At 56.0% G+C, this 21,471-nt stretch carries 20 protein-coding genes; 13 read left to right on the top strand and 7 right to left on the bottom strand.

Features of this window, described 5'->3' with window-relative positions; all coding sequences use genetic code 11:
- Positions 1-1,141: efflux RND transporter permease subunit (locus tag ACTG39_RS12685; protein ID WP_439107936.1), on the top strand; the 1,141-nt coding region annotated here is incomplete at its 5' end.
- A 28-nt stretch (positions 1,142-1,169) separates the two neighbouring features.
- Here ACTG39_RS12685 and ACTG39_RS12690 read toward each other — a convergent pair.
- Positions 1,170-2,456, bottom strand: coding sequence for an amidohydrolase (locus tag ACTG39_RS12690; protein ID WP_439107937.1), 1,287 nt, complete (start codon positions 2,454-2,456; stop codon positions 1,170-1,172).
- 111 nt (positions 2,457-2,567) lie between these two features.
- On the opposite strand from ACTG39_RS12690, the gene msbA reads away from it, so the two are divergent.
- From msbA to ACTG39_RS12705, 3 genes are read left to right on the top strand one after another with little or no spacing between them, the layout of a single operon-like run.
- The gene (msbA, locus tag ACTG39_RS12695) at positions 2,568-4,406 is read left to right on the top strand and encodes a lipid A export permease/ATP-binding protein MsbA (protein ID WP_439107938.1); all 1,839 of its coding nucleotides are present in this window, start codon (positions 2,568-2,570) and stop codon (positions 4,404-4,406) included.
- Entirely contained in the window at positions 4,403-5,527 is a 1,125-nt protein-coding gene (locus ACTG39_RS12700; RefSeq protein WP_439107939.1) for a glycosyltransferase family 4 protein, read from the top strand. The genes msbA and ACTG39_RS12700 overlap by 4 nt, the downstream gene beginning before the upstream one ends.
- Before the next feature lie 47 nt (positions 5,528-5,574).
- Positions 5,575-6,330: a creatininase family protein gene (locus ACTG39_RS12705; protein WP_439107940.1), complete on the top strand. Its 756-nt coding sequence runs from the start codon at positions 5,575-5,577 to the stop codon at positions 6,328-6,330.
- Between the two features lie 2 nt (positions 6,331-6,332).
- On the opposite strand, the gene metC is transcribed toward ACTG39_RS12705, so the two are convergent.
- Entirely contained in the window at positions 6,333-7,541 is a 1,209-nt protein-coding gene (metC, locus tag ACTG39_RS12710) for a cystathionine beta-lyase (RefSeq protein ID WP_439107941.1), read from the bottom strand.
- Positions 7,542-7,664: 123 nt separating this feature from the next.
- On the opposite strand from metC, the gene ACTG39_RS12715 reads away from it, so the two are divergent.
- Both ACTG39_RS12715 and ACTG39_RS12720 read left to right on the top strand, forming a co-directional pair.
- The gene (locus ACTG39_RS12715) at positions 7,665-8,612 is read left to right on the top strand and encodes a glutathione S-transferase family protein (protein ID WP_439107942.1); all 948 of its coding nucleotides are present in this window, start codon (positions 7,665-7,667) and stop codon (positions 8,610-8,612) included.
- Entirely contained in the window at positions 8,609-9,025 is a 417-nt protein-coding gene (locus tag ACTG39_RS12720; RefSeq protein ID WP_439107943.1) for a DUF1330 domain-containing protein, read from the top strand. The genes ACTG39_RS12715 and ACTG39_RS12720 overlap by 4 nt, the downstream gene beginning before the upstream one ends.
- A 96-nt stretch (positions 9,026-9,121) precedes the next feature.
- Here ACTG39_RS12720 and ACTG39_RS12725 read toward each other — a convergent pair whose 3' ends face one another.
- Complete coding sequence (locus ACTG39_RS12725; RefSeq protein ID WP_439107944.1) at positions 9,122-9,904, bottom strand: copper resistance protein NlpE N-terminal domain-containing protein; 783 nt, start codon at positions 9,902-9,904, stop codon at positions 9,122-9,124.
- 155 nt (positions 9,905-10,059) lie between these two features.
- Here ACTG39_RS12725 and tdh point away from each other — a divergent pair, with 155 nt between their 5' ends.
- The gene (gene tdh, locus ACTG39_RS12730; protein ID WP_439107945.1) at positions 10,060-11,088 is read left to right on the top strand and encodes an L-threonine 3-dehydrogenase; all 1,029 of its coding nucleotides are present in this window, start codon (positions 10,060-10,062) and stop codon (positions 11,086-11,088) included.
- Positions 11,089-11,124: 36 nt separating this feature from the next.
- Positions 11,125-12,312, top strand: a complete 1,188-nt coding sequence (locus tag ACTG39_RS12735) for a glycine C-acetyltransferase (RefSeq protein ID WP_439107946.1) — start codon at positions 11,125-11,127, stop codon at positions 12,310-12,312.
- A 15-nt stretch (positions 12,313-12,327) separates the two neighbouring features.
- Here ACTG39_RS12735 and ACTG39_RS12740 read toward each other — a convergent pair whose 3' ends face one another.
- From ACTG39_RS12740 to ACTG39_RS12750, 3 genes are read right to left on the bottom strand one after another with little or no spacing between them, the layout of a single operon-like run.
- Positions 12,328-13,206 carry a phytanoyl-CoA dioxygenase family protein gene (locus tag ACTG39_RS12740; protein ID WP_439107947.1) on the bottom strand — a complete coding sequence of 293 codons (879 nt, stop codon included), beginning with the start codon at positions 13,204-13,206 and terminating at the stop codon, positions 12,328-12,330.
- Between the two features lie 45 nt (positions 13,207-13,251).
- Complete coding sequence (locus ACTG39_RS12745) at positions 13,252-14,976, bottom strand: amidohydrolase (protein WP_439107948.1); 1,725 nt, start codon at positions 14,974-14,976, stop codon at positions 13,252-13,254.
- Positions 14,977-15,020: 44 nt separating this feature from the next.
- The gene (locus ACTG39_RS12750; RefSeq protein ID WP_439107949.1) at positions 15,021-15,707 is read right to left on the bottom strand and encodes a glutathione S-transferase family protein; all 687 of its coding nucleotides are present in this window, start codon (positions 15,705-15,707) and stop codon (positions 15,021-15,023) included.
- 170 nt (positions 15,708-15,877) lie between these two features.
- Between ACTG39_RS12750 and ACTG39_RS12755 the strand changes: the two genes are divergently transcribed.
- The 3 genes from ACTG39_RS12755 (at position 15,878) to ACTG39_RS12765 (ending at position 18,753) form a co-directional block, all read left to right on the top strand.
- Positions 15,878-16,351 (top strand): hypothetical protein, encoded by a 474-nt coding sequence (locus ACTG39_RS12755; protein ID WP_439107950.1) that lies wholly within the window; start codon positions 15,878-15,880, stop codon positions 16,349-16,351.
- A gap of 253 nt (positions 16,352-16,604) precedes the next feature.
- Complete coding sequence (locus tag ACTG39_RS12760) at positions 16,605-17,081, top strand: ion channel (RefSeq protein WP_439107951.1); 477 nt, start codon at positions 16,605-16,607, stop codon at positions 17,079-17,081.
- Positions 17,082-17,145: 64 nt separating this feature from the next.
- Positions 17,146-18,753 (top strand): AMP-binding protein, encoded by a 1,608-nt coding sequence (locus ACTG39_RS12765; RefSeq protein WP_439107952.1) that lies wholly within the window; start codon positions 17,146-17,148, stop codon positions 18,751-18,753.
- A 19-nt stretch (positions 18,754-18,772) separates the two neighbouring features.
- On the opposite strand, the gene ACTG39_RS12770 is transcribed toward ACTG39_RS12765, so the two are convergent.
- Positions 18,773-19,642 carry a crotonase/enoyl-CoA hydratase family protein gene (locus ACTG39_RS12770; RefSeq protein ID WP_439107953.1) on the bottom strand — a complete coding sequence of 290 codons (870 nt, stop codon included), beginning with the start codon at positions 19,640-19,642 and terminating at the stop codon, positions 18,773-18,775.
- A gap of 155 nt (positions 19,643-19,797) precedes the next feature.
- On the opposite strand from ACTG39_RS12770, the gene ACTG39_RS12775 reads away from it, so the two are divergent.
- Together ACTG39_RS12775 and ACTG39_RS12780 are read left to right on the top strand one after the other, a co-directional pair.
- Positions 19,798-20,424, top strand: coding sequence for a glutathione S-transferase family protein (locus ACTG39_RS12775; RefSeq protein ID WP_439107954.1), 627 nt, complete (start codon positions 19,798-19,800; stop codon positions 20,422-20,424).
- Positions 20,425-20,435: 11 nt separating this feature from the next.
- Positions 20,436-21,458 carry a hypothetical protein gene (locus ACTG39_RS12780; RefSeq protein ID WP_439107955.1) on the top strand — a complete coding sequence of 341 codons (1,023 nt, stop codon included), beginning with the start codon at positions 20,436-20,438 and terminating at the stop codon, positions 21,456-21,458.
- Positions 21,459-21,471: the final 13 nt, after the last annotated feature.

Here is a 21,471-nt window from a genome sequence, read left to right on the forward strand (position 1 = left end):
CCTGGAACCGGCCATGCTGCGTATTCGTGAGCACCTCGACACATTGCCAGGGCTGATTGATATCGACGACACGCGAGCACTCCCCTCCATCGAATGGCGTATGCAGGTCGATCGGGCTCAGGCGTCTCTCTATGGGGCTGACGTACAATCTGCGGGCATTGCACTTCAACTCGTAACAAACGGCGTCAAGGTTGCAGAGTACCGTCCAGATGGCGCTGATGACGCCGTGGACATTCGCGCTCGGTTCCCGATTCAGGACCGCGGCATTCGCGCTATGGACGACCTGAGAATAAGCACAAGCCAGGGACAAATACCCCTTAGCAACTTTGTGCGTATTAAACCGGCGCCGGGTGTTGATACTTTCAAGCGCATCGACACTTTCCCTGTGGAGCGGGTGAGGGCGAATGTGGTGCAAGGCGTATTGGCCGATACCATGGTAGGTGAAATAGAGGATTGGCTAAAAACGCAAAGCTTCGACCCGCGAGTGAGCATTGAGTTTCGCGGTGCGAACGAAGAGCAGACGGACTCCATGGAGTTTGTTCAAGGCGCTTTCTTGCTATCCCTGCTGTTAATGTTTGTATTGCTCGTCACCCAGTTCAACAGCTTCTACCAGAGTGGGTTGATTTTATTGGCGGTGATTATGTCGACCGCGGGCGTTTTACTGGGGCTAATCATCACGGGCAACCCTTTCAGCGCAGTACTAACCGGTGTGGGGGTGGTGGCACTCGCAGGCATTGTCGTGAACAACAACATCGTACTCATCGACACTTATAACGTCGTGCATAGCGAGAACCCCGATCTCAGCGTGCAGGACGCAATTGTTCGCGCCGCGGCGCAACGCTTGCGGCCAGTGATGCTGACGACAGTCACAACGGTCTTCGGTCTTTTACCCCTCGCCTGTGACTTGTCCATTGATATCGTCAACCGCAGCGTAACCGCGGGTGGTCAAATGGCGACGTTCTGGGGCCCTCTATCACAGGCGATTGTGTTTGGTTTGTCCTTCGCGACAATCCTTACATTGATCGCCACACCGGCTCTCCTCGCCCTGCCCACGGACCTGCGTAACCGCTGGGCGGCACGCAAGAACAAAAAGCCTCAAGCCGCAAAGACAGCGGACCAGAGCGAGCCCGCCACTGCCTAGTGTGACGGGCACTAAAAATGCCAAGGGTTTAAGGTTTAGCCAGAAGGTCGAGGACCATTGCCAAGATGGCTCTTCGGCCGGTCTCTAAAGTAGGCTCGGGATCTGGCGCAAAAAACGCCGAGTGCAACGAGGGCAAGCGTTCGTCACCGCGGTTCGCCGCATCCCAGAGTGTCTGGGGCACCGTGCCCACGCGAATCATGAATGAAGGTATCTTCGCGTCGGTGCGTCCGTAGCGAGAAAAGTCTTCACCGCCCATCTCTTTGGGTATCTCCGCCAGAGCCTCATCACCCAGTTCCGCGCGCATAGCAGCGACGCCTCGCTCGACCAGATCGGGATCGTTCCAGAGCGCTGGCGTGTACTCCTGCCGAACGGTAACTTCGGGCTTTAGTTCGGCGGGAAACCCCATTGCCTCGGCCTGCTTTACAGCGACACGTTCAATGCCTGAAAGCAGCGTCTCTCGCACCTCATCAGAGTAGGAACGCACGGTGAGCTGTAGCGTGGCTTTGTCCGAAATAATATTGTGCTTGGTGCCCGCGTGGATTGAACCCACAGTGACAACGCCCGGCTCCGCTGGATGAATCTCCCGGGACACCAGCGTTTGCAGATCCATTATAACCGCAGCGGCGAGTACCACGGGGTCTTTCGCGGTATGCGGATAGGCGCCGTGCCCTCCTACCCCATGTAGCGTGATATCCACACTATCGACATTGGCCATCATCCATCCGGCGATGTAGCCGATTTTGCCTGCCGGCAAAGTCGCGATGGTGTGCAAGGACAAGTTGTAATCGGGTTGCGGGAAGCGCTCAAAGAGCCCGTCGGCAAGCATGTCTCGAGCTCCTGCGCCGCGCTCTTCGGCGGGCTGCATAATCACCATGAGCGTACCCTGCCACTCATCGCGCCGGTCCAGTAATTCTAGCGCCGCGGCGGTGACCACCGTCATGTGAACATCGTGACCACAGGCATGCATCACCGACACATCCTGGCCATTCAACTCTGTTGCCTGCACAGTACTGGCATAGGACAGACCTGTGTCTTCGGCGACGGGCAAACCATCCATATCGGCACGCAACATCAGGGTCGGCCCCTCCCCGTTGCTGAGCATTGCTACCAGTCCATGCCCACCTACTTTGGTGGTTATAGCGAAACCCGCCTCCCCGAGCGTCTTAGCCAGCGTCGCGGCCGTTTGCTCTTCCTGAAAGGACAGCTCCGGGTTTTCGTGGAGATACTTGTAATACGCGAGCTCATCAAAGGACCAGGCCTGAAGCACAGGCATGCACAATGCGGTCAGTAACGAAGCTTTAAAAATACGATGCATGGGAGAACCTCAAGAGTTGGAACCGCGAGTCTAGCAAAGTCCGTGAACAGCAGATGCCGGGCATCAAAGCATCCCGTACAATGCGCCTTACCGCAGCTCAGCTATTCGCCCTTGAACCCAGACGCCCAACAGCCTGAATCACCGCAAGCCAGTACTGGCCTGGAAACCTACGGCCGCCTGCTGCGTTACGTTCGCCCGCTGTGGCCAGCGTTTCTCATCAGCATGTTCGGTTTCGTACTCTACGCTGCGACGCAATCAGCTTTTGCAGGGCTGATGCAGTATCTGCCTGCTGCCTTCGAAGGCAGTCCCCTGGGATCCGCCAGCATCATTGGCACTGACACCTTGAGCAGCTGGGAGCAACGTTTGGGGCTGGATCAGCCCAACAAAATTCGGATTTTTCTACCGCTGGCGTTGGTGGTGATTGTCACGGTGCGCGGTGTTGGCTCCTATCTGGGCAGCTACTACATCACCTATGTCGCCCGGCATGTAGTCAACCAACTGCGCGTTGATGTGTTCGCCCATATCAACAAGTTGCCTGCGGCATATCTTGCCCAGCGTAACTCCGCCGAACTCATTTCGCTGATCACCTTTAACATCGAGCAAGTAGCCGCCGCTGCATCCACCGCCATCAAAGTCATCGTGCGCGAGGGCCTCACAGTCATAGCGCTGCTGAGTTACATCTTTTACCTCAATTGGAAGCTGTCGCTGCTCTTCATTGCGCTGGCACCCATCATCGGCGGCATCATCAGTCTCGCTTCGTCGCAATTCAAAAAATACAGCCGTCGCATACAGGACTCTATGGGCGGCATCACGCGCGTTACCGCAGAAGCCATTCGCGGCTTCCCTGTGGTGCGAGGCTATGGCGGCACCGCCTCAGAGAATGAGCGTTTTCAGGAACGCAGCGGCTATGCTCTGCGCCAGGATCTCAAGCTGGCGCGGGTCAATGAGATCAGCACGCCCATCATCCAATGGCTCACCTACACGGCCCTCGCCGGTCTATTCTGGTTTGGACTCGACCCATCCTTACGCGGAAGCATGTCCGCTGGTCAGTTTTTGGCGTACATCACGGCAGCCAGTCTCGTCGCAAAACCCCTACGCCAACTGACTCAGGTGAATGCTCGCATTCAACGCGGGATCGCCGCCGCGGAAAGCGTTTTTGAGGTTCTTGATCAAAGCACCGAAAGCGACTCGGGCAAAACTCTTGCGGCAGCGCCTAAAGGTGCCTTCGCACTTCGAGATCTTCGCTTTCGCTATCCCGGTGCAAGCGAGGATGCCCTCCGCGGTATTTCTCTGGATATTGCACCGGGAGAAACTCTCGCGCTGGTAGGACGGTCGGGCTCCGGAAAAACCACTTTAGCGAACCTCCTCGCGGCGCAGTTCCCCTCCCCGGCGGATACGCTTTTGCTGGATGGCGTGCCCATGGAGTCGCTGTTGCTCACGGATCTCCGTCGACAGATAGCGTTTGTCAGCCAGCACACCACGCTGTTTGCGGCGAGTCTTCGCGACAATATCGCCTATGGAGATCTCGCGGCTGCCGATGACGACGCAATCAATGCGGCCCTTACTCAGGCCAATGCCTTCGAGTTTGTTGATCGCCTTCCCGCAGGGCTGGATACGATCCTTCGCGAAGAGGGTGACGACTTCTCCGGCGGACAGCGCCAACGCCTGGCACTGGCTAGAGCATTTTTGAAAGATGCTCCTATCCTCATTCTTGACGAGGCCACCTCGGCGCAGGATGCGGAAAGCGAGGCGCTTATCCAGCAGGCATTACAGCGGATTCTGTCCGGGCGCACTGCCATCATCATTGCTCATCGACTGTCGACGGTAGAGCAGGTTGACCGAATTGCGGTAATGGACGACGGCCGTGTTATTGAACTGGGCACCCACGATGAGCTGCTGTCAAAACAGGGCATCTACGCACAGCTGTACCGACAGCAACTGCAGGAATGAAAGTTCTGCAGGTACTCCCCGCCCTGGACACAGGAGGCGTAGAACGCGGAACCCTGGATATTGCGAAGGCGCTGGTCACGGCCGGCCACTCGTCCAGTGTGCTATCCGGCGGTGGCAGACTGGTAACCCGCCTTCAAAAGCAGGGGTCAGAGCACATCCTTTGGTCCCTCGGTAAGAAGTCACCGCTGACTCTCCGACATGTGAGGCCCTTGCGTCACTGGCTGGCCTCTCAACAATTCGACATCATGCATCTACGTTCGCGCCTGCCCGGCTGGATATGCTGGCTTGCATGGCGCGGCATGGACCCAGCAACGCGCCCCAGACTGGTCACCACGGTACATGGCATGCATTCCGTGAGTCGTTACAGCGAAATCGTAAGCTGTGGCGAACGCGTCATCGTCGTCTCGGAATCTATTCGGGACTATGTTCTCGGTAACTATCCCAAATGTGACCCCGGAAAACTCCGTCTGATCTATCGCGGCATTAACCCACTGGAATTCCCCCGGGATCATCAAGCCTCGGAGAAGTGGCTCTCAGATTGGTATCGCGAGTTTCCACAGTTACTCGACCAGCGCGTGATTACCATGGCCGGGCGTCTCACCCGCCTCAAAGGTCATCATGACTTTATGTCTGTAATAGAAAAGCTGCGCGACTCAGGGCAAGCGGTGCACGGACTCATCGTCGGCTCAGAGGACCCCAAACGGATGGCTTACGCCCGGGAACTTTACGCGGCGGTCGCAGAGCGGGGACTCGAATCTCATATTACCTTTGCAGGACATCGCGGTGATCTTCGGGACATCTACTCGGTCTCGGACGTGGTTCTATCTCTGTCCACTCAGCCTGAATCCTTCGGGCGCACCGTTCTTGAGCCTCTCAGCGAAGGGCGTCCAGTGGTTGGCTATGACCACGGGGGCGTGGCGGAAATTCTGTCCGCCCTGTATCCGCGAGGAGCCGTAGCCGTGCGAGACGTAGACGCAGCGGCGACTCAGGTCGCCGCGATCCTCGCGGGGCAGGTCGCGCCACCGAGGCGCAACGACCGCTTTCTTCTCGATGTGATGGCAAAAGACACCCTGAGCGTCTACGAGGAACTGCTATCCTCGCCGCGCCAGAAGCAAGTCTGACTCAACACTACCGTATATCCCCAACGAAAACTCAAGAGGATTAAAGCATGCTGATGGCGCTCTCCACCTGGTGCGACGTAGAAGACTATCTCACGCGCAGCCGCAGCATCCTGCTGCCCATAGGCTCCATGGAGCAACATGGCCCCACAGGACTTATCGGCACTGACGCCATTTGTCCTCAGGTGATTGCAGAAGCGGCAGCGGCGGAAGATCCGGACATTCTTGTGGGCCCCACTTTCAGTGTTGGTTGTGCACAGCATCACTTGGGTTTTCCCGGGAGCATGACCCTGCGTCCAAGTACCATGATCGCCGCGATCGTGGACTGGAGTGCATCCCTGAGGCGCCATGGCTTTGAACGCATTTACTGGATCAACGGACATGGCGGCAACATAGCCACCATCGCCGCCGCGTTTGCCGAAGTCTATGCAGAGCGCAGTTTTGCCGGAGCTGACTCAAGCATCCCGCCCTTAAGCATGAAACAACGCAATTGGTGGGAACTGCCGGGCGTCATGAGTACCTGTCAGCGCCTTCATCCCAAGCACGAGGGCTCTCACGCCACAGCCTCAGAAGTGGCTGTAACCTACGCAGCCTACCCCGACCAAGTTCGCGACCTTGAACTCACCCCAAAAGTTGCTCCCAGCGGAGGCTTTACCGACGCCGACAACTACCGTCGGCGATTCGCCGATGGCCGCATTGGCTCCGACCCCACGCAGGCCACCGTCGCTGCGGGCGAAGAAATCATTGCCATCGCGGCGCGGGCGCTGCGCGAAGACTTCAAGGCCTTCGCAAAAGCAGGCAGCTAGCGCTAAGCGCTCGCCAGGGCATCCATGGCGGCAAAGCCCCTCGCAAGGTCGGCAGTCAGGTCGTCGGGATGTTCAAGTCCGATGTGCAGACGGACCAATGTTTCATCATCAGCAAGAGGCACACTGGGTAAGTTACGGGTAGCTTGCATAGGCAGGCAAAGGCTCTCAAAACCTCCCCAGGAAAAGCCGACACCGAACAGCTCCAGAGCATCCACAAACGTACCCAGTGCCTGATCATTCTCGTGCTGCATGCACATCCCAAAGAGCCCGTTTGCGCCTTTAAAATCTCGCTCGAAAATTTCGTGACCCGGACAGGATTCCCAGGCTGGGTGAAGCAAGCGACGGACGCGGGGCTGAGTCTCTAACCAATTGGCTACGATCCGAGCGCTCCGATCATGCGCCTCCAGCCGAATGCCCAGCGTGCGCATACCACGAAGCGCTAAATTCGCATCGTCGGGTGCCAGGTGCATACCGTGGGCAAGCGTATGGTGATGCAGCTGCGTGTACAAATCGGGTTTGAGGGTCGTCGTTACGCCAAACAGACAATCTGCATGCCCATTCAAGTACTTGGTTCCCGACTGCATCGACAAATCCACACCGAAGCTCAGGGGATCAAAAAGCAATGGCGTGGCCCAGGTATTATCGATGGCGGTGAGCAAACCATGGCGTTTTGCCACCGCAACGATTGCCGGCACATCCTGAATTTCGAAGGTCGCCGACCCCGGAGACTCCATAAAAATCATCCGAGTGCTCTCTTCTACCAAAGAATCAATGCTGTCCCCGGCGACGGGATCATAAAACGTCGTGCGTACTCCCCTGCGCGCAAGACTCCCAAGACAGAATTTTCGTGTCGGCCCGTAAACGCTGTCGACCATAAGCAGGTGGTCACCCGGTGACAAAAAACAATTGAGAATGCTTGCCATGGACGCGGTACCCGACGTGCTAAGCACCGCACCGACACTGTCATCAAGCTCGCAAATCGCATCTTCCAGCGCACGGGTGGTAGGCGTTCCCATACGTCCGTAGTACATATGCTCTCGGTCAAGCGGCGCCGCTTCACGCTCCCTAAATTCGGCGTAGTCCTGAAACAACACAGTGGAGGCGTGAAATACGGGGCTGGTGACAACCCGCGGATCAGGACGACCCGCATGCACTAGACGGGTATTCAGGTGCTTCGCGGCGGAAGTCTCCGAGGTAGTTTTTTTACTCACATTAGTCCTTGTTCTTCATGGGCAGATGATTCCGAGGCTAGCACTGCAAACGCGACGCGACCAGTAGCACTGGACCTTGAAACACCCGTCTGCGACAGTGCTGTTTTCAGTGAGAGGCCGTGCATGACCGACTTAATACTTCACCAGTACGCAGAATCACCGTTTTCGGAAAAGGTTCGCGCGATCTTCGGCTTTACAGGACTGCCCTATAAGAGCGTGGACATCCCGGCAATCATGCCCAAACCCGACCTCATAGCGCTGACCGGCGGCTATCGCAGAACCCCCGTTATGCAGAGGGGCGCAGACATTTTTTGCGACAGCGCACTTATCGCTGAAGTTATTGACGATCAAAACCCAAAAACCAGCATTTTTGGGCAAGCCGGTAAGGCGCAGGCTATTGCCGCCGCCCGCTGGACCGACAGTGAATTTTTCCGCGTCTGCGTGGGCCTGGTATTTCAACCCGCCGCGCTGGCTGCAAATCCGAGGTTCAAAGACGCCAAAGCCGCGGAAGCCTTTGTCAAAGACCGCGCTGCTTTTACCGCCGGTGGTCCCGCACTTGCGATTCCCCTACCCCGGGCCGAGGCGGTCTTTCGCGAACACATGCGCGCCTTGGAAGAGAGCCTGAAGAACACCAGCTTTCTTGGCGGCGACAACCCCAACATTGTCGACTTCTCAAACTGGCATCTTTGCTGGTTTGTTCACCGCCAGGAGGTGCTTAGACGCTACTTTGACGGGTTTTCCGCGGTCGGTGCCTGGCTGGAGCGCATGCAGGTCTTTAGCAGCGCCCTGCAGACAACGACTATCAGCGGTGATGAAGCCATAAGCATCGCGAAGGGATGTGAGCCTCGCAAAATCGATAGTCCAAAGATCGATCCCCTACTGGAAATCGACAGGGGCGCACAGGTCCAGGTGCTACCTACGGACTACGGTTTTCAACCGGTGTCTGGAGCGTTAGTAGTAGCCGATGACAAGCACATCGTCATCGCCCGGGAGGATGAGCGCGCCGGCCATTTACAGGTACACTTTCCCCGTTACGGATTCGAAGTTTCGCTTGCAGGAGACAGCACATGAAGCACATAGACCCCACCCGAGAGCAGTTTGACGCATTCAAGGCATTGCCAAGAGACACGCCGATTATGATGCTCAATCTTATTCGCCTTAATGAAACGGCGACTTATCCGGATGGCGAAACCTGCAGCGGCGCCGAAGCTTATCGTCGTTACGGTGAGCACAGCGGACCGATTTTTCGGGAGCTCGGTGGTGAGATTATGTGGCGCGGCCATCAGGAGTGCATGCTTACAGGCCCCACCGACAAGCACTGGGATATCGCCTTTGTTGCACGCTACCCCAATGCGGGCGCATTTCTGGCAATGGTCACCAATCCTGACTATCAGGCTATCGTCGTGCATAGAACCGTCGCGGTGGACGATAGCCGCTTGATTCGCTTTGGTGTTGATGAAAGCGGCGAAGGGTTTGCTGGTTAGATGGCGCTAGCGGCTCCCCCCCATTATTGGTGAGCGGGCAACAACGGCCTTTAGGGTCTAGTCAAAGAAGGAACGCGGCTTGCGGCTTGCTGCTTCTTAGGGTGAACCTCCGGAGTCCTTTGGACATGGGCCTGTGTTGTCCTCTGTGAAACGCTCAATGCGTAGCGACTGTGAAGCGCCCTCACCCTCCATCGCCTGACGATTAAGCATTTGTGCATCGACTTGCACGGGCCATGGAGCGCCAGACTTGAGTCCCGCCGCAAGATATCCACGCTCCAGGCTCAGATACTCGCCCTCCATCAATACCGCATAGCGGTACCCCGACGCGCAGTCAGTAAAACTAGCCGCATCAGCGAAGTAGCGAAACTCCCCGCGCAGCGAGATGAAAAATTCGCTGGGCGCAAAAACCGATTGTCGCTCCAACTCATAGGGCAAGCTCGACTGTATGGGGGCCCCCTTGCGATCGAGCATGCGAAGAGTGTCAGCATCGACAATGGACAAAAACAGCTGATCGTCCTCGCTCGCCGATAATGTGAGGATTTGATCTACGGGTGCCAGGTGCCAGTGTCCCAATCGCGAGGACACTGTGTCTCGTCCGAGATACTCCTGCCGCAAGTGGAAGCGCCCCGTGGGCCACAAGTCCAGTTGCCACAGCACGCCGGGGCAATCTGCACAGGGCAAAGTCCCTTTGTAACTCATGGCCGTATCTATCTCGAAAGAGGTGTCCGCTACGCTGTCACTGTCACTGTCACTGCCAGTGCCAGTGCCAGAGCCAGAGCCAGAGCCAGAGCCAGAGCAGGATGCGACAAACACGGCGGTCAACAGCGCGAACAGGGGGGAAATGGCCTGCCCCCGAAGATTTTGAAAGGCAAAATTCATAAGCTTACTCGTGAAATCAGTAACTTATGATCTTCTCCAGAACCACAGGGCGCAAGAGTTGCCACCATAAACAAACAAGATTTCTTGCTAGAGGACTTGCCACCGAAACCTTTCGAAGACACAATACAGGAATTATTCTCTTATATTGGAATAACATGCGCGCCTTAGTAAAACGAGAAGCTGCTCCCGGGCTTTGGCTGGAAGACGTTCCCCAGCCAGAGCCGGGCATCAACGATGTCCTTATCAAGGTGCGTCGCACCGCGATCTGCGGTACCGACATGCACATCTACAATTGGGACGACTGGGCCCAAAGGACCATTCCGGTACCTATGGTGGTGGGCCACGAATTTGTGGGTGAAATTGTCGATGTGGGCAGTAATGTCAACGACTTCAAACCGGGACAGATCGTTTCGGGAGAAGGCCACGTTGTCTGTGGTCGCTGTCGTAACTGCATGGCGGGCCGTCGCCACCTGTGCAATGACACCAGTGGTATCGGTGTCAATCGTTCGGGCGCCTTTGCCGAATACTTAACCCTCCCCATGTCCAATGTCTGGGAGCATGCTCCCGGTATTGACCTGGATGTGGCCTCTCTTTTTGACCCCCTGGGAAATGCGGTACACACCGCTTTGCAGTTCGATCTATTGGGTGAGGATGTGCTGATCACGGGCGCGGGCCCCATTGGCTCCATGGCCGCTGCTGTATGTCGCCACGCGGGGGCGAGGCACATCGTGATCACCGACGTTATCGACGAGCGTCTGGAACTTGCGGCCACCCTGGGCGCCACGCGTACCGTCAACGTCACTCAAGAGTCTCTCGAGGAGGTCAAAAACTCCCTGGGGATGCGCGAAGGTTTCGACATCGGACTAGAGATGTCGGGCAACCCTCAGGCGCTTAACGATCAGATCACGCATCTCTGCCACGGCGGTAAGATTGCCATGCTGGGTATTCCATCCGAAAACACCGCCATTGACTGGAGTCGTGTGATATTCAATATGCTGACACTCAAAGGAATCTACGGCCGGGAGATGTATGAAACCTGGTACAAAATGTCCGTCATGATTCAAAGCGGTCTTGATATCAGCTCCGTGATTACACACCGCATGCCCTACACTGAATTCGACAGCGGATTTCAGGCCATGAACAATGGCAGCGCGAGTAAAGTTGTTCTCAATTGGGAAGACTAAAGTAGGCAGCGGCTTTCGCTTGCAAGGAATCAATGTATGTACGGCAATTTTAAAGAGCACTTACGCGCGGAGTTACAAGGCATTCGCGATGCGGGTCTCTACAAAGATGAAACTGAGTTCACCAGTGCCCAGGGCGCGCATGTAGCCATTGCTGGACAAGGCAATGTGCTGAACCTCTGTGCCAACAACTATTTGGGTCTGGCGGAGCATCCCGAGGTTAAGGCGGCCGCCGCAAAGGGCCTCGAAGAATGGGGCTACGGTATGGCATCCGTACGCTTTATCTGCGGCACTCAACGCTTACATAAAGATCTGGAACACGCGCTTGCCAGATTTTTAGGTCTTGAGGACTGCATCCTCTATCCCTCGGGCTTTGATGCCAACGGTGGTTTATTCGAAACGCTTTTGGGCGCAGAGGATGCGGTAATTTCTGACGCCCTGAACCATGCGAGCATTATCGACGGTGTACGGCTCTGCAAAGCGCAGCGTTATCGCTATGCCAACAATGATATGGAGGATCTGGAGGCGCAACTTCAGGCGGCCGACGCTGCCGGGGCGCGCTTCAAGCTGATCACCACCGATGGCGTGTTCTCTATGGACGGCAGCATTGCGAAACTGGATCGTATCTGCGACCTCGCCGATCATTACGGTGCCCTCGTGCACTTTGACGATTGCCACGCTACGGGATTTCTTGGCGAGGGCGGCCGGGGAACTCACGAATACCACCATTGCATGGATCGCGTCGATATCATCACCGGCACGCTAGGCAAAGCTTTGGGCGGAGCCAGCGGCGGCTTCACTGCGGCGAGCTCAGAAGTGGTAGCGCTGCTTCGGCAGCGTTCGCGACCCTATCTATTCTCGAACACGGTTGCGCCCCCCGTGGTCGCCGGAGCCCTCCGCGCCCTGGAGTTGGTGGACACCCAGCCAGAGCTTCGCACTGCGCTACAAAAGAACTCGGCGTACTTTCGCGAGGCTTTGGAAGCAGAGGGCTTTGAGTTACTTCCTGGAGATCATCCAATCATTCCGGTCATGCTCCACGATGCGAATCGCGCGGCGGAGATGGCTGCACGCATCCGTGCTCAGGGAGTACATGTCGTGGCGTTTTCTTTTCCCGTGGTACCCAAAGGTCAGGCGCGCATTCGCACGCAAATGTCTGCTGCATTGAGTCAGGAAGATCTTGATCGCGCCATCGCAGCCTTTGTATCGGCTAGAGAAGCCATCGCTTAAGGGGCCTGTGCTGCGTCAAAACAGCGCTGGGTAATCCCGCCAGTAGTAGCGTAATTCTGTGTCATTCCACTGCCGGTAGACGTATTCCCAATCGAGTCGGGGAATACGCCAACCGTGATGGGGCTCCAGATTGGTTGAAAACACCGGGGCCCCGTAATCACAAAAACGCGTGTCCACACTCAAACGTACTCGCTGCTTATCAACATTGGGCTGTGCGCGATGCACGGTTTGCGAATGAAAAATGATTACGTCGCCTGCGCTGACGTCGGACACATGCCAGAGTGTCTCATCGGGATAGATTTCGCATTGCACTCCGCCCACACCTTGGGCTTCAAGGACCGGACGTACACCGCGCTCATGTGAGCCGGGCAGAATTGTCAGACGGCCCATTGCTTCATCGGCATCGTGCAGTGCGATCCAGATGCCGGCCATGGTGGGCCCCGCATGATGAGAAAACGCGTCCTGATGCGGTGGCGTTTCAAATCCAATTTTTCGCGGCGCCGCGACCCGCGCCATTTTCATCGGGTAAACGAAGGTCTCCGCCCCAGCCACCAGAGTCATGAGCTGCTGAACCTCAGCACTATGAAAGAGCCTATGCAGCGACTCCAGCGCCTGGATCTCCGGGTACAGCTCATCCCAGAGAGGATCGCTTTCAAAAAACGGCTCCCCCGCAAGCACTGGCGCACTAACGCTTTCGTTCCAATGAATGTGCGGTGCAAGTACCGATAACATGTCATCAAGGACCGGCTTAACGGAGGCACAAAGCGCGCCCGGAAGGAACAAGTACCCGTCTCGGGAAAATCGTTCCTGGAGGACTCCAACATCTTCCTCTGGCGAGGAACGGGTAAACGGCTCATATACCGCTTCTTGGAAGCTAGCAGCCGCTAAGGACATAGCTGAGCGCCACTCATTAAAAATCTCCCGCCTATTAGCAAAGCCCTACTCATCTCGCTGATAAACCACTTGCCCTTCTTTGTAAGTGCTTACGATTTTCAGATCTGCGAGACGGCTCGTATCAATAGCTAGTGGGTTTTCAGACAAGACCACTAGGTCCGCTAGCTTGCCAATCTCGAGACTACCCTTGTTTTCCTCTTCAAAGTGCTGCCAGGCAGGCCAAATAGTCAGCGCGCGCAGGCCGGTCATCACGTCGACGCGATGCTGTGGGCCCAGTACTTCGCCGCTACGAGTGATGCGAGTAACTGTAGCGGAGAGCACACGCATCGAATCGGGATTAGCCACCGGCGCATCATGATGGGATCCAAACATCATCCCGCGCTCTAGTACCCAACCCGTAGGAGAAATGTTCTGCGCGCGCTCGGGTCCTAGCACCGAATCGCGATGCCAATCTCCCCAATAAAAAGTGTGCATGGGAAAAAGCGACGGAAAAATATCCAGTTCATCTAAACTGGCAACCTGCTCTTTTCGCAACACCTGTCCATGAATCAATACGGGGCGAATCTCTGCATCCGGATGTTTTTCTCGCGCCATACGCACGGCGCTGAGTAAGGTGTCCGTCGCTGCATCACCATTGGAGTGCACAAGAATTTGCCAGCCGTTTTCGAAGGCACGCATAACATTACTGTTGACCGTGTCCACGTCGATGGCCGGGTATCCAACATAGTCTTCTTCCTGACCATCTGGTGGCACGTGATAGGCGTGACTTAACCATGCCGTCTTCCCCTGGGGCGACCCATCGATAGTGAGTTTTACCCCGCCTACTCGGTAACGATTTTCATAAGACCGTGACGTCGTCACATCCTCTAGCATCAGCATATCCGGATAGGACACAAGGTCGATCTTCAGCTCTCCCCTATCCGCAACACGCTGCAGCGACGCCATCCCCTCTGGATTCGCCCGTCCTTCCTGCGCAGTGGTATAGCCATAGCTGGCCATGGTGGCTGCGCCGGCAATCGACATCCTGTCCTGTAGTTCCTCACTACTCGCCGCCAGCGCTGCAAAAATCAAACGAAAAAACGCATACTCTTCGGCAACGCCGTTAGGTTGCTTGCCGTCACTCTCTCGACGGAACGCACCGCCGTCAGGATCCGGGGTATCGGGCCCAACGCCCGCCAACTTCAGACCCAGACTGTTCGCTACCCCCAGATGTCCCGATTGGTGAATCAAAAGAATCGGTACTTCGCTGGACACTGCATCCATCTCCTGCCGCGTAGGATGGCGTTGCTCAGCAAGCTGAGAGTCGTCGTAGCCAAAACCAATCACCCAGCCTAGTTCACGCTCCAAAGCAGGCTCTGACTTCATGTAATCGCGGAGAATGCGCTGAATATCGGCGACGCTTGCACCACCCCCATCCGGCGGCGGCAAGATATTGCCACTCATCGACTGCAGTCCGATAAAGTTGGCATGGCTATGAGAGTCTACGAAGCCCGGAAGCAAAGGCGCGCCATCAAGGTCAATACGCTGGGTATCTCCGTCGGCAAGCGCGAGTACCGTGGCGCTGTCGCCCACGGCGACAATTCGTCCATCCTCTACAGCCAAAGCCTCCACAACGCTGCCGCCCGCATCCATGGTGATCACAGGACCACCAAAGAAAACCTTGTCAGGTGCTGCAACGCCAGGCAGCGATATGACAGCGCAAAAAGCACCGCAAAGAGTGCTGCGGATGGTGTTGCGAAAAACGGCTTTTATAGCTCTGCTCAGCTGCATCTGGGATCTCCAAAATCAGTGCATGATTATTATGTATTGAACAATTACTGCGTTGACACCCCATCACCCACTTCTTCATGAGGAATAACCCAAGACTCTTCTTCGGCAAGAGCTATCCAAGCCTGTAGATCAACATCCGCTAACCAGTGCGCGATGTAGCTTTTGGTCACTTCCGGAAGCTCGAGCTTGTAGGCTCTAAAACGCAGGACCACCGGTGCAAAGATAGCGTCCACAATACTAAAGTCGCCAAGAAGCCATGTCTCACTCCCGCTCAGCGATCGGGCTTGCTCCCACAGTTCGCACATCCTATCAATGTCTCTGCGAACATCCTCAGAGAGATCGACGCTCCGCTGCTTCGCCCGACAGTTCATGGGCAGCGCATGGCGCAGCGCGCCAAAGCCGCTATGCATCTCCGCCGCCATGGCGCGTCCAAATGCTCGTAAGCCCGGATCATCAGGCCACAACTGGGCATCCGCATAGCGCTCGTTGACGGTCTCCGCTATGGCCAGAGAATCCCACACCAACTCGTCGCCAATCCAAAGCACAGGAACGCGTCGCGTAGGTGAGTACTGCGCAATGCGAGCCTCAAACTCCGGCGTGTCCATGGGCAGCACCACCACCTGCGGATCCAGGCCGGCTTTGCGCATACTCAGCCATGCGCGCAGGGACCAGGAGGAGTAATTTCGGTTTCCGCAGACCAGCGTCAGGGAGTTAGTCGTATCTGCAGTCATTACACACCTGAAAAAGTCAAAATTACCGCGACAGCTTAGCGCAAGTTGTGCGTATAGGATGTCAGTAACAACGATTTAGCATCTAGGAAACTCATGCCACAACCCACTATCATGTTGGGAGCTAGACTCCCCACCTCCGCCAACTATAGATTTGCAGGCAGTTTCCTGACGTGTGTCGTGTCCTCACAGTTGTTTCCCTTGTCATCTGGCTCGCGGGCTGCGCCAGCACGCCAGATGATCTGCGCCCGCCGGGCAAGGAACACTGTGAATCCTTCTTCATCTACGTCCTTTGCATCTCCGACTTCGACGTCGACGGCCAAGTCGACTACATGTACTTCGATGACACCAAGGAAATATTTATGTACGCCGACAGTATGTTGAGCGAGCTGGTGGATGTGATGCCACTGCACGCCTGTGCGGTACCCATGCGTGAAAATACCCGAGACCTCAGCTCTCAGCTTCTTTACAGCGACGATCTCACTCTGTCGGCCAGGCTGGCTGTAAAAGCTAAGTTAGCTGTGAGCTATCGGGCAGCTCAGCCCGCTATCAATGCCTGTATGGCGTCATTGAATCCGGACGAGCAATCTCGCGAAGAGGAGCGCCCCTTCGACGACGACGATGACTGGCTGGAGGAAGGTCAGTAATGAGTATCATGAGCAGGCTACTCCATGGAGTATGCCTGATCTTGATGCTTGTGAGTCTGTCGGCTTGTGGCGGTGGTTCGGGCGGTGGCGCTAAGCCCCGTAACCCCAAAGGCCTTTCGCTTTTTTAGCGCCACTTATGACAATCGACCCTTAGGATTCATGAGCTGATCTAAAACATCTGTTTGAACTAAGGCTGGGCAAGCGGCTCGGGTTTTCCTATGCTGGGGATTATCTTTGATACCGGATCAACAGGATGATTGTAAATCTTGCACTGGGCGTGGCGACCATGGCTCTTTGTTTAGCACTGCAACTCGCACTCCTCACCCGAGCACTCCTTTACTATGCCAAGCATCAGTCGGAGCTGGATAGAGCTTCATTCCTGACAACCATGACAGTGCTGTCCGGGGTCATGTTTTTACTCATGTTCGGGAACCTTGGCCAAGTGGCTATCTGGGCGATACTGTTTCAGTCCCTGGGTGAATTCAACGAATACCGGGTCGCCTTCTATCACTCGGCGGTGAATTTTTCGACGCTGGGCTATGGCGACATAGTCATGAGCGAACAACGAAAATTGCTGGGGCCCATTCAGGCTATTAACGGTGTCCTCATGGTGGGCATGTCTACCGCCGCGTTTATGACAACACTTCGCGACGCTATAAAGCACAACACCCACGGCTGGGCTGCAAAGCATGCGCCGCACATCCAAAATCTGGTGGATGACGATAAGTAACTCGTTTTAGTCACACAAAGTTCGATGCAGCGCACGCTAAAAATAATTTATGAGGAGCGTAAAAATGTTAACTGAATCCTACGCTATAGGGCCGACAGACCCTGCTGTAAGAGAACTCACCATCGGCGATGCGCTTCGCGAAGTCGCCGCAGAGTGTCCTGATCAAATTGCCTTGATTGCAGGTACGCCGGAACACGAGAGCCGCAGAGATTGGAGTTACGCACAGTTACTCAACGAGGCAGAACTGACCGCCCGTGCATTGCTGGAGAGTTTTGAGCCCGGAGACCGGGTTGCGGTATGGGCCCCCAATATTCCCGAGTGGGTGATCATGGAGTACGGCTGCGCTCTGGCAGGGATAGTGCTTGTGACGGTCAATCCCTCGTATCAATCCGAAGAGTTGGCGTATGTGCTCCGCCAATCCCGAGCGGCAGGCATCTTCCTGCTACCGGAGTTTCGAGGCAATCCTATGCTTCACCACCTCGAAGCCGCTCGAGCAGAGTGTCCGGAACTCGAAAAAGTGGTTCTATTCACTGAGTGGAAAGCATTCCTGGATACTGCCGGCGAGAAAGCACTGCCCGACGTACTTCCCAATGATGCCTGCATGATTCAATACACGTCGGGAACCACCGGTTTTCCCAAAGGGGCCCTCCTCCACCATCGCGGGCTTGTGAACAATGGCTCGCACACACTCACAACGATGGGCGCGCTTAGCGGTCAAACCTACATGGGCATCATGCCGCTGTTTCACACTGCGGGCTGCGTGCTCGCGGTGCTCGGCGCTTTATCGAAACGCTCGACATTGGTGCTAGTGGAAGCTTTCGAGCCTGGATTGGTATTGGAGCTCATGGAGGAGTACCGTGCCGCCGCAATGCTCGGTGTGCCGACTATGCTGATTGCGATGATTGAGCATCCGAGCTTTGCCGAACGCGACCTGTCGGCAGTCAAAGCGCTGTGCTCCGGGGGCTCCACGGTGCCGGCCGACCTTGTAAAGCGTCTGGAAGATACGGTGGGAGCTCCCTTTACCATCGTCTTTGGCCAGACGGAGTGCTCTCCCGTGGCCTGCATGACCCACGCGGATGACAGTATCGAAGACAAAGCCTATACCCTGGGACAAGCCATGCCGGGGGTCGAAGTAAAGATCGTAGATACTGAATCCGGAGCCACTCAGCCTGTGGGCGTACTGGGCGAGTTTTGCACGCGTGGCTATCACGTGATGCACGAGTACTTTGAAAACCCCGAGGCGACGGCAAAGACCATCGACGCCGACGGCTGGCTCCATACGGGTGACCTCTGCTCTATGGATGAGCGGGGTTACTGCAAAATCGAGGGTCGCCTCAAGGATATGATCATTCGGGGTGGCGAGAACATCTATCCCAGGGAGATAGAGGAACTGCTATTCCAGCACCCCAGCGTGGGTGAGGTTGCGGTGGTGGGTTTACCGGACGACCGTCTTGGCGAGGAGATCGGCGTCTTCCTGCGCCCAGCACCCAATGCCACGCTATCCAAGGACACCTTGTTTGCGTACCTGCGAGAACATCTGTCTCCGCAAAAGACGCCGAGACATTGGTTCGAAGTAGAGGCCTATCCGCTTACCGGTTCAGGAAAAATTCAGAAGTTTGAACTACGCAAAAGTTGGGAAAACGGCCACCACCGGGAAATGCCCGCAGGCTAAATACCCAGCGGTCTCGCAGCTACTCTTGGGGGCGCATGGGCCCAAGGCTCTTGCTCGCGCCCTCCGCTATGTTGTCCCCGGAGTCTCTCTCTGCGACGGCTTGCTTGAAACCCACATCAACAGCGCGCTCCCTGAACCACAGCCCTTCGGGTGAATGACGGGCAACGCCGTCAAAGAAGTTTGCAAAACGCTGCGTGTTAGCGAGTCCCATGGCCTCGTAGGCTTGATTAACGACCATCTTGCTCATGAGCAGCTGATTTCGGGGAACACCCTTGATGCGCTCACATAGCTTAGCCACAGCTTCATCTAAATCAGCCTGCGGTACCGCCTGCTGAATCAGCCCCATTTCAGCGGCTTCCTCGCCGGAGATTAAATCTCCCGTGAACAGCATCCGTTTGGCGTTCTCGATTCCAAGACGATAAACCCACATCATGGTGGTAGGAATTCCCCACACGCGCGCCGGGGGGTAGCCAATGCGGGCGTCACTGGCCATAACAATCATGTCGCAGCATAGAGCGATATCGCTCCCGCCAGCCGCAGCTGCCCCATGAATCTTACAAATCGTCGGCTTGCTCGCCCGCCAAAGGGACATGAAGTCTTCGGTGTTGCGAGACATCATCGCGTAGTCCAGGGTCGGGTCCCAGGGCATCTCCTGATTACCGTGCATTTCTCCCGGTGTCTGTGCGTACTCCACGAGATCATAACCACCACAGAAACCTTTACCCGCACCTTGCAGCACAATCACATGCACCTGGTCGTCTCTATCTGCACGCTCCACGGCTGCTCGTAGATCACCCGGTAGCGCGGTATTAATCGCATTCAAGCGGTCAGGCCGATTCAAGGTCAAAGTCGCAACGCGATCATGGGTCTCATAAAGCACGGTAGACATGAGTAACTCTCTCTTTTGCAATCTATTGCGTCAGGAACGATGATACCTTCCCACAATTAATACGGCAGGCTTTGTCCCCTTCCGTCGCCGTTTCAGTAACAGACAGGGACGAAGCCTACACTCCGTCCATTAGCGACTTACCGGAGAATGCATCGATGCTCACAATCCATCACCTCAATAACTCTCGCTCCCAGCGAGTCCTCTGGCTATTGGAAGAACTGGGCGTAGATTATGAGATTCGCAACTATGAACGCGACGGAGAGACTAACCTCGCGCCACCGGAACTTCTCGAAGTCCATCCTTTAGGCAAGTCTCCAGTACTTACGGACGAGGTCAATACGGTTATCGAATCAGGAGCTATCATCGACTACATCGTGCGGCACTATGGCAAGGGCAGATTGGCCCCGGAGCCGGGAACGCCTGCCTACGAAAATTATCTGCAGTGGATGCACTACGCCGAAGGCAGTGCGATGCTGCCCTTGATGCTCAAAATGTACACGGGCCGTCTCCCCGACGGCGGCGAACTGTTACAGCCGCGCATCAATAGCGAGCTGGATAACCATCTGGGCTTCATGGATCGCGCTCTTGAAGATCAGGACTGGTTCGTTGCCAATGAATTCAGCGCAGCTGATATTCAGCTGTCGTTTGTACCGCAAGTAGGTAAGTTACTTTACGGGCTCGACAACTTCCCCAACCTCAATGCGTTTCTGGATCGCATACACGCACGCCCCGCCTATAAGCGCGCTCACGAGCGAGGTGGGCCCTACGCCTATGGCAGCTGATAAACCACGTCATGAGCGCGTTTGACGAAAAGCTATCCGCTCGGGCGGCAGCGCCGGAGCTCCCGATGCTGCGCTTGCAGCGTTGGAGCCGTTTACCGCCTCTCGCCTTTGGACTGCTATGTGCGCTGTTGATTGTAGGGGTGATGTTATCCCCATTGCTGGGGAGATCCTTTAGCAGCAGTCTGTTCAATGATCTTCTGGGGTCCGCCCTCTTTTTCGGAACCAGCCTGGGAATCATTGCGGGGTTTTCGCGTTCGGTTTTTCAAGGTGCAGCGCAGGATCTTCAGCAGCTCAGCGATGTCATCCCCTGGTCGGAGACCGACATCGAGACTGCCAGCATGGCACTATCGCGTTTGCTTCCGTCGCAGGTATGGCGGGTGATGCTGCTGGCCTGCGTGGCTGGCACGGCGCACTCCTATGCATTAGGCACGCACAATTCCGCCCTACTGTTTGCATTACCCCAGTTTCTCGCAACGCTGCTTCTCTGGATTGCCATGTTTGTAACCGTTCCCCCACTCATCATGAACGCGCTCCTGTTTTCATCGCTGGGTCGCATCGCACAGCCTGACTTACTACGCCCGTCGCGACATGCAGCCTTTGGTTCGGCGGCGCTGCGCCCCGCTCTCTTGCTCATCAGTCTTCTGTGCGCCTACGCTCTATTGTATTTGGGCGGGGATAACCCTTTGAAAAGCCCCGTTTTGATCGGAATTGTCGGGGGGCTGGTTCCCCTTGTGGGCATTGTCGCACTGCCCTTGCGAGGTATCCGCAGACGTATTCGCGAGCAACGAGCGGCGACTCTGAGCTCTCTGGATGCGCGCCTTGACGAGATTACTGCCGTCGATATCGCAACAGCGAATGCGAATGCCTTATTCGAACTCGACGCGGTACTGGATATGCGCGAACGCGTCTCCCGAGCTCCCTCCTGGCCCTTCGATGTTGACGCACTAAAACGTATTTTATTGTTTACCGTACTTCCACCTCTGACCTGGGCTGCGGCGGCCATCGTAGAAATGATGATCGACAGCCTCCTATGACAACAGCTCAATA

Source organism: Congregibacter sp., assembly GCF_965662665.1.
Classification (GTDB): Bacteria; Pseudomonadota; Gammaproteobacteria; order Pseudomonadales; family Halieaceae; genus Congregibacter.

Excerpts from the sequence above, each read along its gene's own strand:
- ACTG39_RS12690 (WP_439107937.1), bottom strand. The coding sequence starts at position 2,456 with ATGCATCGTATTTTTAAAGCTTCGTTACTGACCGCATTGTGCATGCCT.
- ACTG39_RS12700 (WP_439107939.1), top strand. The coding sequence starts at position 4,403 with ATGAAAGTTCTGCAGGTACTCCCCGCCCTGGACACAGGAGGCGTAGAA.
- ACTG39_RS12705 (WP_439107940.1), top strand. The coding sequence starts at position 5,575 with ATGCTGATGGCGCTCTCCACCTGGTGCGACGTAGAAGACTATCTCACG.
- ACTG39_RS12715 (WP_439107942.1), top strand. The coding sequence starts at position 7,665 with ATGACCGACTTAATACTTCACCAGTACGCAGAATCACCGTTTTCGGAA.
- ACTG39_RS12720 (WP_439107943.1), top strand. The coding sequence starts at position 8,609 with ATGAAGCACATAGACCCCACCCGAGAGCAGTTTGACGCATTCAAGGCA.
- ACTG39_RS12725 (WP_439107944.1), bottom strand. The coding sequence starts at position 9,904 with ATGAATTTTGCCTTTCAAAATCTTCGGGGGCAGGCCATTTCCCCCCTG.
- tdh (WP_439107945.1), top strand. The coding sequence starts at position 10,060 with ATGCGCGCCTTAGTAAAACGAGAAGCTGCTCCCGGGCTTTGGCTGGAA.
- ACTG39_RS12735 (WP_439107946.1), top strand. The coding sequence starts at position 11,125 with ATGTACGGCAATTTTAAAGAGCACTTACGCGCGGAGTTACAAGGCATT.
- ACTG39_RS12740 (WP_439107947.1), bottom strand. The coding sequence starts at position 13,206 with ATGTCCTTAGCGGCTGCTAGCTTCCAAGAAGCGGTATATGAGCCGTTT.
- ACTG39_RS12745 (WP_439107948.1), bottom strand. The coding sequence starts at position 14,976 with ATGCAGCTGAGCAGAGCTATAAAAGCCGTTTTTCGCAACACCATCCGC.
- ACTG39_RS12750 (WP_439107949.1), bottom strand. The coding sequence starts at position 15,707 with ATGACTGCAGATACGACTAACTCCCTGACGCTGGTCTGCGGAAACCGA.
- ACTG39_RS12760 (WP_439107951.1), top strand. The coding sequence starts at position 16,605 with ATGATTGTAAATCTTGCACTGGGCGTGGCGACCATGGCTCTTTGTTTA.
- ACTG39_RS12765 (WP_439107952.1), top strand. The coding sequence starts at position 17,146 with ATGTTAACTGAATCCTACGCTATAGGGCCGACAGACCCTGCTGTAAGA.
- ACTG39_RS12770 (WP_439107953.1), bottom strand. The coding sequence starts at position 19,642 with ATGTCTACCGTGCTTTATGAGACCCATGATCGCGTTGCGACTTTGACC.
- ACTG39_RS12775 (WP_439107954.1), top strand. The coding sequence starts at position 19,798 with ATGCTCACAATCCATCACCTCAATAACTCTCGCTCCCAGCGAGTCCTC.
- ACTG39_RS12780 (WP_439107955.1), top strand. The coding sequence starts at position 20,436 with ATGAGCGCGTTTGACGAAAAGCTATCCGCTCGGGCGGCAGCGCCGGAG.